General features: G+C 59.1%; 13 protein-coding genes. 6 read left to right on the top strand and 7 right to left on the bottom strand.

What is annotated here, in order from left to right; genetic code table 11:
- Positions 1 to 16: 16 nt before the first annotated feature.
- Positions 17 to 2,200 (bottom strand): DNA helicase II, encoded by a 2,184-nt coding sequence (uvrD, locus tag LAB08_RS29955; protein ID WP_096514163.1) that lies wholly within the window; start codon positions 2,198 to 2,200, stop codon positions 17 to 19.
- 258 nt (positions 2,201 to 2,458) lie between these two features.
- On the opposite strand from uvrD, the gene LAB08_RS29950 reads away from it, so the two are divergent.
- Positions 2,459 to 5,320, top strand: a complete 2,862-nt coding sequence (locus LAB08_RS29950; RefSeq protein ID WP_096514164.1) for an EAL domain-containing protein — start codon at positions 2,459 to 2,461, stop codon at positions 5,318 to 5,320.
- A gap of 61 nt (positions 5,321 to 5,381) precedes the next feature.
- Here the strand turns inward: LAB08_RS29950 and LAB08_RS29945 are convergent, their stop codons facing one another.
- Together LAB08_RS29945 and LAB08_RS29940 are read right to left on the bottom strand one after the other, a co-directional pair.
- A complete protein-coding gene (locus LAB08_RS29945) occupies positions 5,382 to 5,684 on the bottom strand; it encodes a hypothetical protein (RefSeq protein WP_096514165.1) in 303 nt (100 codons plus the stop codon).
- A 228-nt stretch (positions 5,685 to 5,912) separates the two neighbouring features.
- Positions 5,913 to 6,227 carry a hypothetical protein gene (locus tag LAB08_RS29940; protein WP_096514166.1) on the bottom strand — a complete coding sequence of 105 codons (315 nt, stop codon included), beginning with the start codon at positions 6,225 to 6,227 and terminating at the stop codon, positions 5,913 to 5,915.
- Positions 6,228 to 6,577: 350 nt separating this feature from the next.
- Between LAB08_RS29940 and hexR the strand changes: the two genes are divergently transcribed.
- A complete protein-coding gene (gene hexR / locus LAB08_RS29935; RefSeq protein ID WP_007927594.1) occupies positions 6,578 to 7,444 on the top strand; it encodes a transcriptional regulator HexR in 867 nt (288 codons plus the stop codon).
- Positions 7,445 to 7,645: 201 nt separating this feature from the next.
- The gene (locus LAB08_RS29930; protein ID WP_096514167.1) at positions 7,646 to 7,858 is read left to right on the top strand and encodes a PA3496 family putative envelope integrity protein; all 213 of its coding nucleotides are present in this window, start codon (positions 7,646 to 7,648) and stop codon (positions 7,856 to 7,858) included.
- On the opposite strand, the gene LAB08_RS29925 is transcribed toward LAB08_RS29930, so the two are convergent.
- Complete coding sequence (locus tag LAB08_RS29925) at positions 7,800 to 8,762, bottom strand: LysR family transcriptional regulator (protein WP_096514168.1); 963 nt, start codon at positions 8,760 to 8,762, stop codon at positions 7,800 to 7,802. The two genes, LAB08_RS29930 and LAB08_RS29925, sit on opposite strands and share 59 nt — an antisense overlap.
- Positions 8,763 to 8,952: 190 nt before the next feature.
- On the opposite strand from LAB08_RS29925, the gene LAB08_RS29920 reads away from it, so the two are divergent.
- Together LAB08_RS29920 and oadA are read left to right on the top strand one after the other, a co-directional pair.
- Positions 8,953 to 10,368 (top strand): acetyl-CoA carboxylase biotin carboxylase subunit, encoded by a 1,416-nt coding sequence (locus LAB08_RS29920; protein WP_096514169.1) that lies wholly within the window; start codon positions 8,953 to 8,955, stop codon positions 10,366 to 10,368.
- An 11-nt stretch (positions 10,369 to 10,379) separates the two neighbouring features.
- Positions 10,380 to 12,188 carry a sodium-extruding oxaloacetate decarboxylase subunit alpha gene (gene oadA, locus LAB08_RS29915; RefSeq protein WP_096514170.1) on the top strand — a complete coding sequence of 603 codons (1,809 nt, stop codon included), beginning with the start codon at positions 10,380 to 10,382 and terminating at the stop codon, positions 12,186 to 12,188.
- Positions 12,189 to 12,447: 259 nt separating this feature from the next.
- Here the strand turns inward: oadA and LAB08_RS29910 are convergent, their stop codons facing one another.
- From LAB08_RS29910 to LAB08_RS29900, 3 genes are read right to left on the bottom strand one after another with little or no spacing between them, the layout of a single operon-like run.
- On the bottom strand, positions 12,448 to 13,119 hold the full coding sequence (locus LAB08_RS29910) for a GNAT family N-acetyltransferase (protein ID WP_096514171.1): 672 nt from the start codon (positions 13,117 to 13,119) through the stop codon (positions 12,448 to 12,450).
- A gap of 17 nt (positions 13,120 to 13,136) precedes the next feature.
- The gene (locus LAB08_RS29905) at positions 13,137 to 13,583 is read right to left on the bottom strand and encodes a GNAT family N-acetyltransferase (protein ID WP_096514172.1); all 447 of its coding nucleotides are present in this window, start codon (positions 13,581 to 13,583) and stop codon (positions 13,137 to 13,139) included.
- A 9-nt stretch (positions 13,584 to 13,592) separates the two neighbouring features.
- Complete coding sequence (locus LAB08_RS29900) at positions 13,593 to 14,216, bottom strand: FMN-binding negative transcriptional regulator (RefSeq protein ID WP_096514173.1); 624 nt, start codon at positions 14,214 to 14,216, stop codon at positions 13,593 to 13,595.
- 92 nt (positions 14,217 to 14,308) lie between these two features.
- On the opposite strand from LAB08_RS29900, the gene pdxR reads away from it, so the two are divergent.
- Positions 14,309 to 15,850, top strand: a complete 1,542-nt coding sequence (gene pdxR, locus LAB08_RS29895; RefSeq protein WP_096514174.1) for a MocR-like pyridoxine biosynthesis transcription factor PdxR — start codon at positions 14,309 to 14,311, stop codon at positions 15,848 to 15,850.
- Positions 15,851 to 15,862: the final 12 nt, after the last annotated feature.

Genomic DNA, 15,862 nt, shown 5'->3' with positions numbered 1-15,862 from the left:
CACAGAAGCACCCCTGTTAGATCGCTTCCAGCTTCGCATACCCCAGCATCAACCACTTGCTGCCTTCGCTGAAGTTCACCTGAACCCGCGCCTGTGCGCCGGCGCCTTCGAAGTTCAGGATCACACCCTCGCCAAACACCGAATGCCGTACCGCCTGACCGAGACTGAAACCGGTCTGCGGGATTTCGCTGCCGCTGAATAGGTTGCTGCCACTCATCGACTGGTTGCCACCGAACGGACGACTGACGCTGTTGGAAAGCCGCACTTCCTGGATCAGACCTTTCGGCACTTCGCGTACGAAGCGCGACACCTTGTTGTAGGTCTCGCTGCCGTACAGGCGTCGGGTTTCAGCATAGGTCATCACCAGGTTTTGCATGGCACGGGTGACGCCGACATAAGCCAGACGACGCTCTTCCTCAAGGCGTCCGGGTTCTTCCAGGCTCATCTTGTGCGGGAACAGGCCTTCTTCCATGCCCACCAGGAACACATAAGGGAATTCCAGGCCTTTGGCGCTGTGCAGGGTCATCAGCTGAATGCTGTCTTCGTGTTCGTCGGCCTGGGTATCCCCAGCCTCCAGCGACGCGTGACCGAGGAACGCCGCCAATGGCGTCAAGTCCTCGTCTTCTTCAGTGTTTTCGAAGTTGCGCGCGGCGCTGACCAGTTCCTCAAGGTTTTCTACCCGGGCCTGGCCTTTCTCGCCTTTTTCCGCTTGGTGGTAGGCAATAAGCCCTGACTGCTCGATGACCGTCTGGGTCATCAGGTGCAGCGGCATTTCCATGCACTTGGCCGCGAGGTTCTCGATCAGTTCGATGAATGCGCCGAGTGCACCGGCCGCGCGACCGGTCAGGCCCTTGTTGGCCACCAGTTGGCGCATCGCTTCCCACATCGACACATCGCTGTGGCGCGCATGGTCACGAATCGCCTCAACGGTTTTTTCGCCGATGCCGCGGGCGGGTACGTTGATCACCCGTTCCAGCGCGGCATCGTTGCCACGGCCTTCAAGCAAACGCATATAAGCCATGGCGTTCTTGATTTCTGCCCGTTCGAAGAAGCGCTGACCGCCATAGATGCGGTACGGAATGCGCTCACGCAACAAGGCTTCTTCCAAAACGCGCGATTGGGCGTTGGAGCGATACAGAATCGCAATATCGCTACGAGCCAGGCCGGTTTTCAGCGCGCTTTCAATGGTTTCGACAACGTAGCGGGCTTCGTCGTGTTCGTTGAACGCAGCGTACAGGTTGATCGCTTCGCCTTCGCCGCCATCGGTCCACAGCTCCTTGCCCAAGCGCCCGGTGTTGTTGGCGATCAAGGCGTTGGCGGCCTTGAGGATGCCCGCGGTGGAGCGATAGTTCTGCTCCAGGCGAATGGTTTCGGCATCCGGGAAGTCTTCGGAATACTGGTAGATGTTCTCGATTTTTGCGCCACGCCAGCCGTAGATCGACTGATCGTCATCGCCCACCACCATCAGGCTGTCGCCACCCTTGGCCAGCAGGCGTAACCACGCGTACTGCACGGCGTTGGTGTCCTGGAACTCGTCCACCAGAATGTGCCGGAAACGTTTCTGATAATGCGCCAGTAGTCCTGGATGATCGCGCCACAGGTCGAGGGCGCGTAGCAGCAATTCGGAGAAATCGATGACGCCGGCGCGCAGGCAGGCGGCCTCGTAGGCTTCATAGATGCTGCGCATGGTCGCCAGAAACAGATCGCCGCTGGCTTGAATGTGTTGCGGGCGCAGACCTTCGTCTTTCTGCCCGTTGATGAACCACTGGGCCTGGCGGGCCGGCCAGCGTTGTTCGTCCAGGCCCAGCTCGCGGATCACCCGCTTGACCAGCCGTTGCTGGTCATCGCTGTCGAGAATCTGGAAGGTCTGGCTCAGCCCGGCTTCCTGCCAGTGCGCCCGCAACAAGCGGTGCGCCAGGCCGTGGAAGGTGCCGACCCACATGCCGGCCGGGTTGATACCCATCAGCTGCTCGATGCGATGGCGCATTTCGGCAGCCGCCTTGTTGGTGAACGTCACCGACAGGATGGAGTGGGGCGACGCGTTTTCGACCTGGATCAACCAGGCGATACGGTGCACCAGCACTCGGGTTTTACCGGAACCAGCTCCGGCCAGGACCAACTGACGACCCACGGAGGCTGCTACAGCCTGGCGTTGGGCATCGTTGAGGGAGTTCAGCAGAAGGGAGAGATCATCGCGCATCGGGGCATTCTAGGGGGCCGCGCCACACCGGGCAAACCCCCCTTTGCTTTAGCCGATGAAAGATGCGCGCGGGACGACCGGTCAGTCATCGTCTGCAAGCGTTGGCCGCTCTAGTCTGGCGGCTGTAAGGTCGAGTCGGGTGCCCCATGCTTTTGCCTGTTTTTTGATCTGAAGCAGTTTGGTCCGGGCACTGGCTTGTGTATGCTCCGTCGACGTTTCGGGCTCATGCTCACCATTATAAGAACAAGAACATCGCCTATGACCCTCAGCTCCGACCTGTCGGGCCCCACTGTGGAGCCCCGGGTTATCCGTAAGCAATACGCCATGGAAATGGCGGTCGAACGCACACGCCTGCTGTATCAGGGCTCATTGCTGCCCACACTGTTCATGCTGATCAACGGTCTGGTCTGCGCCGGCTTGCTATGGAGTCCGCAGCGCTACTTCCTGGTCACCGTCTGGCTGGTCTGGCTGCTGTCGCTGGTGGCGTTGCGAGTGATACAGGTTGCAGCCTTCGATTCGGCGATTCCCAACCGTCAGGCCCATCCGATCTGGCGGCGCATGTTTTTGCTGGGCTCTGGCCTCACCGGCCTGACGCTGGCCGGCGCCGGTATCGCCCTGGTTCCCGCCGACAATTTCATTCAGCAAGCCTGGGTTTTCGGTCTGATCGGCGCGGCGGCACTGTCGGCCAGCGTGGCCTACGCCGTCAGCCTGCCGGGGTTTCTGTCGTTCACTTTGCCCTGTCTGTTGCCGGCCATTGCCTACATGTTCTGGGGGGAGGAACAGGGGTGGGGCTGGTTTGGCCTGATCCTGCTGGGTGCATTGAGTGTGGTCGCCTGGCAGGTCAATCGGCTGATCGACAGTGGCTTGTTGCGACGCTTCCAGAATCAGGCGCTGATCGAGCATCTGCAGCAGGCGCAAAACCGCAGCGATCAGCTCAATAAAGAGCTGGCCAGGGAAATCGACCAGCGCCGGCGTGCCGAAGACGAGTTGCGTGAAATCCAGGTCGATCTGGAAAGCCGTGTCGCCCAGCGCAGCCTGGAGCTGGACGCCGCCAACCACGCGCTGAGCAAGAGCGAGGCGCGTTTGGCGCTGGCCTTGAAGGCCAGTGAGCTGGGGCTGTGGGACTGGAACCTGCAAACCGACGAAGTCCATCACACACACATTCAGGAGCTGTTCGGCCTGGAGCCGGAATACGTGACCGCGATGTTGCGCCACCTCAAGCCACGCCTGCATCCCGAGGATCTTCCTGCCCTTCGAAGGGCACTGGTCGAGCACTTGAAGGGCCGCACCGAGGATTACCAGATCGAGTACCGCGTGCGACACGCTGACGGTCACTGGGTCTGGATCGAGGACCGCGGAAGGGCGGTCGAGCGTGCCGAAAACGGCCGGGTGATACGCATGGTCGGCACTCGCCGCGACATCAGCGTGAGCAAGGCACTTGAAGAGCAGCAGCAATTGGCGGCGATGGTGTTCGAGGCGGCCAGCGAAGGCATTGTGATTCTTGATCCTAATTACGCCTTGATCGCAATCAATCAGGCCTTCAGCCGCGTGACCGGTTATGAGATCGAGGACATGCTCGGTCGCAACGTCGTTGAATTGCCATGCAGTCGCGACGCTCGCCGTCATTACGCCGCGATTCATCAAGCGCTGGAACAGCACGGCAGCTGGCAGGGCGAACTGGTGGAAACCCGCAAGAACGGCGAGATGTACCCGCAATGGCTGCAGCTGAATACCGTACGAGATACACGGGGACATGTGAGCCATATTGTCGGTTTCTTCGCGGATCTTTCGGCTCGCCGTGAATCCGAAGAGCGCATGCGCTACTTGACCCATTACGACGAACTCACCGGCCTGGCCAACCGCTCCATGTTCCGCGAACGGCTCAGCGAGGCGCATCAACGGGTGCGCCAGGGTGGCTATCGCAGTCTGGCGTTGCTGCACATCAATCTGGATCGCTTCAAGCAGCTCAACGACAGCCTGGGTCATGAAGTCGCCGATCAGTTGCTGCAGAAGATGGCCCGACGCCTGGTAAACGCGTTGCCGGAAGCAGACACCATCGCACGCTTGTCCGGCGACGAGTTTGCCGTGCTGTTCAATTCCTACGGCAACCTGTCGAGCCTGGCGCGAGTGGCGACACGCTTGGCGAACAAGTTGCGGTTGCCGGTGACCGTCGAGGGGCACGAATTGGTGGTCAGTGCGTCGATGGGCATCAGTCTGTTGCCGGACAGCGCCCGGGAAATTTCCGCGTTGGTCAGCCAGTCGAACATGGCCATGCAACACGCCAAGCACCTGGGTGGTAACAACTTTCAGTTCTACACCGACAGCCTGCAAGCCAGCACGCTGGAGCGCTTGCAGCTGGAAAACCAACTGCGTAAAGCCGTTGAGGAGAAGCAGTTGAAGGTGTTTTACCAGCCGAAACTGTGCCTGACCACGGGCAAGCTGAATGCCGCCGAGGCCTTGGTACGTTGGGATCACCCGACCATGGGCCGCGTGCCGCCGGGAGACTTTATCGGCCTGGCCGAAGAAACCGGGCTGATCGGCCCCATCGGCGAATTCGTGCTGCGCCAGGCTTGCTGGCAAGCCTGTGAGTGGCAACGGTTGGGACTTGAGCCGATTCGGGTATCCGTTAATTTGTCGGTGCATCAGTTGCGCCAGGGCAAGCTGGTCAGTCTGGTGCGGCAGGTGCTGGAAGAGACCGGTCTGGCACCGTATTACCTGGAGCTTGAACTCACCGAAAGCCAGTTGCTGGACAGCGTCGAGCACATCATTGCGACCTTCCAGCAACTGCGCGATCTGGGCGTGAAACTGGCGATCGACGATTTCGGCACCGGTTATTCATCCTTGAGCTATCTCAAGCGCATTCCGGTGGATTACGTGAAGATCGATCAGGCGTTCATTCGCGGCCTGGGAGAGGGCACAGAGGATGCGGCGATTACCCGAGCAATTATTGCCATGGCACACGGATTGTCGTTGAAGGTAGTGGCCGAAGGAGTGGAGCGGCGCGAGCAGCTTGAATTCCTCAAGAATGAGCACTGCGATGAGGTGCAAGGGTATCTCATCAGTCGGCCGATAGAGGCGGATGGGCTGGCAGCGCTGCTAAGCGAGCAATGCATAAATTGAAGTGTTGGCTTCCCGTCGGTCTTTCATGGAGCCTGACGGGAAGTCACAAGGCACATGGTTTTTAGTATGTGATCAGAATTTTATTGATGTGGTGAATTAGATTTCCTTCATGGAATATGCTAACGCCTGTAATGTTATGGTTACCCATGGCTTTATATTCAATTGGCAAGTCACTTACGATATGCAGCGTATCTTCGTTTAAAAGGTCAATTTCAAGATCAAGACGAAGATCATAATTGCTGACTTGCCTTAGGCTTCGCACCAATTTTACTCTTGGGCCGGATATCGCTCCAGTGACGCGTAAATACGCGTTAGGTTCCCGTGTAGCGATTTGTGCTGTCCAGTCTTTGGTTGTGATGCTCATGATGTACAAAACCTTTAATTAATTATTGATGCTTCCTGCCGGATCAATCTATCTGCGCTTAAGTAGCGCGGAAAGGTTAAGAAACGTTTCCGTAACTTTAATGTGATGATCATATTATGCGCCTAACGCATGGGCTGGCAGGCCTGCTGTGAGAATGATGTATGGGTCAACAGATCGTCTCGCCGACCGTATTGAAGGTTGGCGGGAAGTTTGAAGCTGATGTTGTTCTTAATGTGTAATCAGAACTTTATCGATGCGGTGAAGAAGCTCGCCATTGTAGAAAATGCTGACGCTGGGAACATTGGCGTCCCCCATGACTTTGTATTCAACACACTTATCGGTTTCAACTTGCAATGAAGCCTCGCTGGAGGTTTCAAGTTTAAGCTCCAGGCGTACATTGAAGGACTTGTCCTGAAGTTTCATGTATTCAAGTTTTGGGGTGATGCCGGTATGGGCAACGGTAACGGTGCCATTCACGCAAAAGGAAGGATTGCCCGGCATTCGGTCGATTTGCGCGGTCCAGTTTTTTGTTTTGATGGTCATAGCATGTAACTCCTGTAATTAGTGAGTGTCGCTTCGTGCTGGGTCAATATATCCATCTCATATAAGGTGCGGATAATATTTTGAGTGTTAGTTTGTAAGGCTGTATGTTCAAGTAGAAGTAAATAGAATAGTTATGCTTGGAGAGTTAGTGGATATCTGTGAGGCTCTGAGCGCTTTGAAACAGAGGAGTGATGGTGGGATGGTGCCTCGGCACGAGAGCTACATGAGGTGCGGGCACCTGAAATCGAGGGATCTGGTTACGCATTGAGCAGGCAAAAAGCCGATTCTTGTAGTATAACTACAAGCGTGCTACATCCCCGGCACCTGCCAATAACAAAGAGTCCATCCCTTTGAATCTGCTGCAACACATCGCCCAGTCTCGTCACCTGTTACGCAAGTCGGAGCTCAAGGTCGCCGATCACGTGCTGCTTGACCCCGCGGCCGTGATGCACAGCTCCATGGCCGACCTGGCCCATAGCGTCGGTATCAGCGAACCGACCATCGTGCGTTTTTGCCGCGCCATCGGTTGTTCCGGGTTCCAGGACCTGAAGTTGAAGCTGGCCCAGAGTCTGGCGGCAGGCGCAAGTTTCGGGCAGTTCGCGATCCATGAAGATGATTCGGTCGCCGACTACAGCCTGAAAATTTTCGACACCACCCTGCACACCCTGATGGAGGTTCGCGAGAAGCTCGATCCGGTGGAGTTGCAGCGCGCGGTAACATTGATGTCCCAGGCCCAGCGCGTGGAGTTCTACGGTTTCGGGGCCTCAGGCGCGGTAGCAGCGGATGCGCAGCATAAGTTCTTCCGTTTGCTGCTGACCGCGGCGGCGTATTCCGACCCGCACATGCAGGCGATGTCGGCGGTGACCCTGAAGCCGACCGATGTGGCGATCTGCATTTCCCAGTCCGGGCGCTCCAAGGATCTGTTGATTACCGCCAACCTGGTGCGTGAAAGCGGCGCTTCGTTGATTACCCTGTGCCCAAGTCAGACGCCGTTGGCCGAGTTGTCTACCGTCAACCTGGCGATCGACGTGCATGAGGACACCGAAATCTATACGCCGCTGACCTCGCGGATCGCCCACCTGGTGGTGATCGATGTACTGGCGATGGGCGTCGCCATGGCGCGTGGGCCGAGCCTGGTCAATCACCTCAAGAGTGTGAAGCGCAGCCTTCGCAGCTTGCGGTTATCGCCCAAGTCGGTGAAAGCGCTGGACGACTGACGTCGTCCTCAGGTCGTTCCGACCTGAATCGCGAGCAGGCTCGTTCCCACAGGAAATCTCGACCAACTGTAGGAGCGAGCCTGCTCGCGAAGGCATCATTCAATTCATCGCAACATTCATCAGCCTGTAACCCCCGAGCCGCCAAACCGTCATCCCTCGCGCCTATCTTGAAGCTCCCGTACTCGCCTTGGGAGACTCGAAATGGCCCAGCCCTACGAAGAACGCAACAGCGCCGTCAGAACCCGTCGTCAGCAGGAAGACCAGCGCCGTATGGAATTTCGCCGCGCTATCGAAGATCGCTGCGAACGCCGCCAGCTTCTTGCCGAAATCGGCGATTTTCCAGAAGAGTTCGAACTCAATTACTGGCAGGCAGCCTCGACGACTTCCCGTCGAAACGCTCAACCAGCCCGCTGATCTGCACCCGCTCGCTGCGCACAAACGCAAGGAATGCGTGAGCCACCGGTGACAGCCGTTTAGCCTTGGCCTGCACCAGGCACCAGCTGCGGTACAGCGGCAGTTCTTCGACCGGCAACTCGATCAGCCCGCCGGTCGCCAGCTCCAGGTTCAGGGCGTGGCGCGTCAACAGCGCAACGCCCAGGCCCGCCAGCACACATTCGCGCTGGGCTTCGGCTGACGACACTTCCTGAGTCTGGTTGAAGTGCACCCGCTTCTCCTTGAAATACTCTTCGCAAGCCAGGCGCGTACCGGAGCCGGGTTCACGCAGCAGTAGCGTGTAGGGCTCAAGGTCCTGCAGACGCAGCGGTCCCATATGGCACAGCGGATGATCGGGTGGCGCGACGGCGACAATCGGGTTGTTGAGGAATGGCAGGAACTCCAGGCCCATGTCTTGCGGCACCATGGACATGATCACCAGGTCATCCCGGTTGTCGGAGAGGCGCCGAATCACCTGCCCGCGATTGACCACCGTCAGTTGCAGGTTCACTTCCGGATGCTGGCGCTTGAACGCGGCAAACAGGTGGGGGACGAAGTACTTGGCACTGGACTCCACCGCCAGTTTCAACTGGCCCTGAAGTGAGCCCTGCATGTCGGAAAGCTGCATGTCGAGGTTTTCCAGGCGTCCGAAAATATCCCGGCTGGCGCGTTGCAGTGCTTCGGCCGCTTCCGTCATGTAGAGTTTTTTGCCGACGTAGTCGAACAAGGGTTGGCCAATCAGCTCTTCCAGTTGACGAATCTGTAGGCTGACGGCCGGTTGTGTCAGCGACATTTCGTCGGCTGCACGGCTGTAGGACCTCAAATCACAGACTTCATTGAAGATCTGCAGTTGACGCAATGTCATACGCATCAATGACTTACGCATTTTATGAGCACTCTCGCCACAGGCTGATGCGACAACTATAAGTCTTTACTTATGCGTGACCCAATTATTATTCATTTTTGTTAATCCCTTGCGGGCGCTAGTGTGGCTCTGCGACCAAATTGAAACATTTGGTCACGCGTCGACCTGGTCTAGCAGGTCGTGGGTACCACCGGCTCAAGGGAATTTCCAAGTGATAACAAAGATCCTGATCGCCAACCGTGGTGAGATTGCCGTACGAATCGTACGTGCCTGCGCCGAAATGGGCATTCGCTCGGTCGCGATCTATTCCGACGCCGACCGTCATGCCCTGCACGTGAAGCGTGCGGACGAGGCCCACAGCATTGGTGCCGAACCACTGGCCGGTTACCTGAACCCGCGCAAGCTGGTGAACCTGGCGGTGGAAACCGGTTGTGATGCCTTGCACCCCGGTTATGGTTTCCTCTCGGAAAACGCGGAGCTGGCGGACATCTGCGCCGAGCGCGGTATCAAATTCATCGGTCCATCGGCTGAAGTCATTCGCCGCATGGGCGACAAGACCGAAGCGCGCCGCAGCATGATCAAGGCGGGCGTACCGGTTACTCCAGGCACCGAAGGCAACGTCTCGGGCATCGAAGAAGCCCTGACCGAAGGCGATCGCATCGGTTACCCGGTGATGCTCAAAGCCACTTCCGGTGGCGGCGGTCGCGGCATTCGTCGCTGCAACAGCCGTGAAGAACTTGAACAGGCTTTCCCGCGGGTGATCTCCGAAGCCACCAAGGCCTTCGGTTCCGCGGAAGTGTTCCTGGAAAAATGCATCGTCAATCCCAAGCACATCGAAGCGCAGATTCTTGGCGACAGCTTTGGCAACGTGGTGCACCTGTTCGAGCGTGACTGCTCGATCCAGCGCCGTAACCAGAAGCTGATCGAGATTGCCCCGAGCCCGCAGCTGACCCCGGAACAGCGCGCCTACATCGGCGACCTGTCGGTGCGAGCGGCCAAAGCCGTGGGTTACGAGAACGCCGGCACCGTGGAGTTCCTGCTCGCCGAGGGCGAGGTGTACTTCATGGAGATGAACACCCGGGTGCAGGTGGAACACACCATCACCGAAGAAATCACCGGCATCGACATTGTCCGCGAGCAGATCCGCATCGCCTCCGGTTTGCCGCTCTCGGTGAAACAGGAAGACATCCAGCACCGCGGTTTCGCGCTGCAATTCCGGATCAACGCCGAAGACCCGAAAAACAACTTTCTGCCGAGCTTCGGCAAGATCACCCGTTACTACGCACCCGGCGGTCCCGGCGTACGTACCGACACGGCGATCTACACCGGTTACACCATTCCGCCGTTCTACGATTCCATGTGCCTGAAACTGGTGGTGTGGGCGCTGACCTGGGAAGAGGCGATGGACCGTGGTTTGCGAGCCCTGGATGACATGCGTCTGCAAGGGGTCAAGACCACCGCCGCCTACTATCAGGAAATCCTGCGCAACCCGGAATTCCGTAGCGGCCAGTTCAACACCAGCTTCGTTGAAAGCCACCCTGAACTGACCAACTACTCGATCAAGCGCAAACCCGAAGAGCTGGCCCTGGCCATCGCCGCCGCCATCGCCGCCCACGCAGGCCTGTGAGGAATAGAACAATGAGCAAGAAGATTCATGTAACCGACACCATCCTGCGCGACGCCCACCAATCGCTGCTCGCGACCCGCATGCGCACCGAAGACATGCTGCCGATCTGCGACAAGCTCGACAAAGTCGGCTACTGGTCGCTGGAGTGCTGGGGCGGCGCGACGTTCGACGCCTGCGTACGCTTCCTGAAAGAAGACCCGTGGGAGCGTCTGCGCCAACTGCGCGCTGCGCTGCCTAATACCCGTCTGCAAATGCTGCTGCGCGGCCAGAACCTGCTGGGCTACCGCCATTACAGCGACGACGTGGTCAAGGCTTTCGTCGCCAAGGCTGCCGTCAACGGTATCGACGTGTTCCGCATTTTCGACGCCATGAACGACGTGCGTAACCTGCGCGTGGCCATCGAAGCGGTGAAAGCGGCGGGCAAGCACGCTCAAGGCACCATCGCCTACACCACCAGCCCGGTGCACACCATTGATGCATTCGTGGCCCAGGCCAAGCAAATGGAAGCCATGGGTTGCGACTCGGTGGCGATCAAGGACATGGCCGGTCTGCTGACCCCGTACGCCACTGGCGAACTGGTCCGGGCATTGAAAGCCGAGCAGTCGCTGCCCGTGTTTATCCACTCCCACGACACCGCTGGTCTGGCCGCGATGTGCCAACTCAAGGCCATCGAAAACGGTGCCGACCACATCGACACCGCCATCTCCAGCTTCGCATCGGGCACCAGCCACCCAGGCACCGAGTCGATGGTCGCGGCCCTTAAAGGCACCGAGTTCGACACCGGCCTGAACCTGGAACTGCTGCAGGAAATCGGCCTGTACTTCTACGCCGTGCGCAAGAAGTACCACCAGTTCGAAAGCGAGTTCACCGCAGTCGACACCCGCGTACAGGTCAACCAGGTTCCGGGCGGCATGATTTCCAACCTGGCCAACCAGCTCAAGGAGCAGGGCGCTCTGAACCGCATGGGCGAAGTGCTGGCCGAAATCCCTCGCGTTCGCGAAGACCTTGGCTTCCCGCCGCTGGTGACCCCGACCTCGCAGATCGTCGGTACCCAGGCGTTCTTCAACGTGCTGGCCGGCGAGCGCTACAAGACCATCACCAACGAAGTGAAGCTGTACCTGCAAGGCGGCTACGGCAAGGCGCCGGGTACTGTGAACGAGCAGCTGCGTCGCCAGGCCATTGGCAGCGAAGAAGTGATCGACGTCCGTCCGGCCGACCTGCTCAAGCCGGAAATGGCCAAGCTGCGCGCCGACGTGGGTGCCTTGGCCAAATCTGAAGAGGATGTGCTGACCTACGCCATGTTCCCGGACATCGGTCGCAAATTCCTCGAAGAACGCGCTGCGGGCACTCTGACACCGGAAGTGTTGTTGCCGATTCCTGAAGCCGGCGGTGTCGCCTCGGCAGGCGGCGAAGGCGTGCCGACCGAGTTCGTCATCGACGTTCACGGCGAAACCTACCGCGTCGACATCACCGGTGTCGGCGTCAAGTCTGAAGGCAAGCGCCACTTCTACCTGTCCATCGACGGCATGCCGGAAGAAGTGGTGTTCGAACCGCTCAATGAATTCGTCAGCGGTGGCAGCAGCAAGCGCAAGCAGGCGACTGCACCAGGCCACGTCAGTACCACCATGCCGGGCAACATCGTCGATGTGCTGGTCAAGGAAGGCGATACCGTCAAGGCGGGCCAGGCCGTGCTGATCACCGAAGCGATGAAGATGGAAACCGAAGTCCAGGCCGCCATCGCCGGTAAGGTCACCGCCATCCACGTAGCCAAGGGCGACCGGGTGAATCCGGGCGAAATCCTGATCGAGATCGAAGGCTGAGATAACAGCCTCGATACAACGCTTTAAACCTCGGGGGGGCATGTGCTCCCCTTTTTTTTGCTCCGAAAAAACGCCGAACCCATGTGGGAGCGAGCCTGCTCGCGATGACGGAGTGTCAGCCGATGCAGTTGGTGAATGGAATACCGCTTCGCGAGCTGGCTCGCTCACAAGGTTTCGGGGGAAGCACAGATTGTGTGAACACCAAAAAACCTGTGGGAGCGAGGCTTGCCCGCGAAAGCGTACGTCCAGGCGCTGCTGATCAGCTACGGCACTCCGCCAGCGTTTTCACCTGCCCCGAACCCGTCTGGTTCTCATCACTCAACCACTTCTCAAACCCCGCACCAATCGCCGGCCATTCCGAATCCAGAATCGAATACCACGCCGTATCCCGGTTCTGGCCCTTGACCACCATGTGCTGGCGGAACACGCCTTCGAAACTGAAGCCCAGACGTTCAGCCGCGTATTTGGAACGGGCGTTGCCGTTGTTGCACTTCCATTCCAGGCGACGGTAGCCGAGGGCGAAGGATTCCTTGGCCAGCAGGTAAATCGCCTCGGTACTTTTCGGTGAGCGCTGCATCGGGGCGCCGAAGGTGACGTGGCCGATTTCGATGCGGCCCTGGGCCGGGACGATGGACATCAGGCTGAGGATGCCTTGCACGTCACCAGTGACGCGGTCGATCACGCTGAAGAAGTAGGGGTCGCTGTTGGCGGCGTGGTTGTTCAGCCAGTCATTGAAGGCACTGCGTTCCGGAAACGGGCCGTATGGCAAGTAATCCCAGAGCTTCGGGTCGGCACCGGGGCCTTGCAAGGCTTTGAACAAGCCGTCGCCATGGCGCGCCGGGTCGAGTTTTTCCAGGCGGATGAAACGCCCTTCGAGGGTTTGAACCGTTGGCGCCGGAACACCTTTCCAGTCCGCGAGTGAAGTCGACATGTTGTTCTCCTTGAACCTTAGATGGCCTTGCGAAACTGGATGAAACCGGGACGTTCGGCGATGCGCTCGTAGAGCTGGATCGCGGTGGCGTTGGTTTCGTGGGTCAGCCAGTAGACCTTGTTGCAACCGTCAGCCTTGGCGGTGCTGTAGACGAATTCGATCAGCTTGCGGCCGACGCCGTTGCCGCGGGTTTCGGGCGCCACCAGCAGGTCTTGCAGGTAGCAGGAATTTTCGATGGCCCAGTTCGAACGATGGTAGATGAAATGCACCATGCCCACTGCATTGCCGTCGGCCCAGGCCAGCGCGGCGTGAGTCGGCTCGTGCGGGTCGAGCATGCGCTGCCAGGTACTGTCCGTCACAGCCTCGGGCAGTTCGGTGTTGTAGAAGCGCAGGTAAGCCTGCCACAGCGGCAGCCAGGCGGCGTGGTCGTCGGCGCTGACCGGGCGAATATCGATCTGACTCATGTTCATTCCTTAACGCATCAATTGGGCGAGGGCCTGGTCTTGCGCATCGGTGCTGGCGGCCAGCCCCTCGCGCACGCCAGCAATGTCGGCGGTACTGCGGTTCTGGCTGAGCTTGCGCTTGCCCTCCAGGCGTTCGATTGGCACGGCAAAACCGACGATGGCCTTGAGCATGCCGTCGATGTAGTCGGCGGGGGCATCGGCGACCTTCCAGGGCTGGGCACGGCCGCTCTCATGGCGATCGGTCAGGGTACTGACGATGTCGAGCAGCCGTCCGCCATCGCTGAATGTTTCGGCACGGCCATAGGCGTGTACCGCGACGTAGTTCCAGGTCGGGACGACTTTGCCGTGCTCGGCTTTGCTCGGGTAAAAGCCCGGGCTGACGTAGGCATCGGCACCGGAAAAAATCAGCAGGGCTTCGGCGCCGTCGCGCAGGTCTTTCCACTGCGGATTGGCCTTGGCCAGATGCCCGTACAGCGTGCCGTTCGGACCTTGTTCGCGATGAAGCAGCACGGGCACATGGCTGGCTTGCAAACCGTGTTCGCCGTGGGTGACCAAGATGGCGAGACGGGTGGCGAGGATCAGTTCGTGCAACTGGGACAACTCATCGATGGCAAAAGCGCGGGGCGTGTACATGGCGAGATTTTCCTTGGCGAATGCCTCCATCGTAGGCAGGCTATTGGTCTGTTGTAAGAGCCATTGACGACCAATTTCATAGGTCCATTGTCATGTCGGATTCGCCCACTCTGTCGATGCCATTCAACCCGGCCGGTATCGAGCTCGACCGCCGCAAAGGCTTGAGCCGCCAGCTTTATCAAGCATTACGCATGCGCGTACTCGATGGGCGACTTGCCAGCGGCACACGTTTGCCAGCCAGCCGGGATCTGGCGGCGGCGCTGACGATCTCCCGCAATAGTGTGGTGCGAGCCTACGATCAGCTCTATGCCGAAGGCTTCATTGAAGGGCGGGTCGGCGATGGCACTTATGTAGCGCAGTTACCTCAGGCAAAAAAATTATCCACAAAAGTATCCACAGGCTTTTCAACAGGCTTACCCACAACCTTATCCACAAAATCGGCTGACTTACCTGGTGTTTCATCCAGTAAAGTTATCCACAGCGGTGCGCTGCAGCGGTTGGAAAACAACCATTTGCCCCGCCCGCCGAGTGGGCCGCCGAGGGCTTTTCGAGTAGGCGTTCCGGCTTTCGACCTGTTTCCCTTTGACGTCTGGGCCAAGCTGAATGCGGCTTTCTGGCGCAAACCGGATTTACAGCAACTGTGCTACGGCGACCCTGCCGGCGATGCGCGTTTACGCAGTCTGATTGCTGCTTATTTGCGCAGCTCACGGGGCATGCAGTGCTCGGCTGAACAAATTGTGATCACCAGTGGTGCGCAGCAGGGGATTAGCCTTTGTGCACAGTTACTGGTGGAGCCAGGCGATGGCGTAGGCGTCGAAAATCCCGGATATCGTGCTGCCGGGCACGCGTTTGCTGTTGCTGGCGGGCGTTTGCATGGGGTGCCGGTAGATGCAGAAGGCATGGACTGCGCGGCGCTGGCCGCTTGCGGTGATTGCCGCGTGGCCTACGTCACACCGTCGCATCAATATCCGACCGGGGTGGTCATGAGCCTGGCCCGACGCCTGGAACTGTTGGCCTGGGCCGGACGTACCCAGGGTTGGATCGTCGAGGACGACTACGACGGCGAGTATCGTTACACCGGCGCGCCCCTGGCACCGTTGGCGGCACTCGATCAACAGGGGCGGGTGCTGTATGTCGGCACTTTCGGCAAAGTCGCTTTTCCGGCATTGCGCCTGGGTTATCTGGTATTGCCGCCGGGGCTGGTGGACGCATTTTCGCAACGTCGGGCGGTGGATGTCCGGCATTCAGAAGTGAGCACCCAGGCGGTCATGGCCGAGTTCATGGCCGCCGGGCACTTTCAGCGGCACATCCGGCGGATGCGCCGGGCCGCCCTCAGCCGTCGCAATACGCTGCTCAGTGGCTGGCCGCAGGGGGTGGTCGGCGTCGGCAGCTTGCCTGCGGTCTCGGCCGGATTGCACCTGACAGTTGCGGTGGACAGTCAGGCCCGCGAGCAACAATTGATCGAGCAAGCTGCCCAGGTGGACGTTGAAATCAACGGCCTGAGCAGTTACTGGCTGCCGGACTCGACAGTTCCAATCGATCAGCGTGCCGGGCTGGTGCTGGGTTTCGCCGCGGTGCCAGAGCCGGCGATCGAGCTGGCACTGGCACGCTTGCGGGAAGTCTGGCAGGTGTGAGCGCCCCGCGGT

The organism is Pseudomonas izuensis (genome assembly GCF_002356535.2).
In the GTDB taxonomy this organism is placed as follows: domain Bacteria; phylum Pseudomonadota; class Gammaproteobacteria; order Pseudomonadales; family Pseudomonadaceae; genus Aquipseudomonas; species Aquipseudomonas izuensis.
Note: the sequence above shows the minus strand (reverse complement) of the source record. Positions and strands in the feature narration are given on the sequence as shown.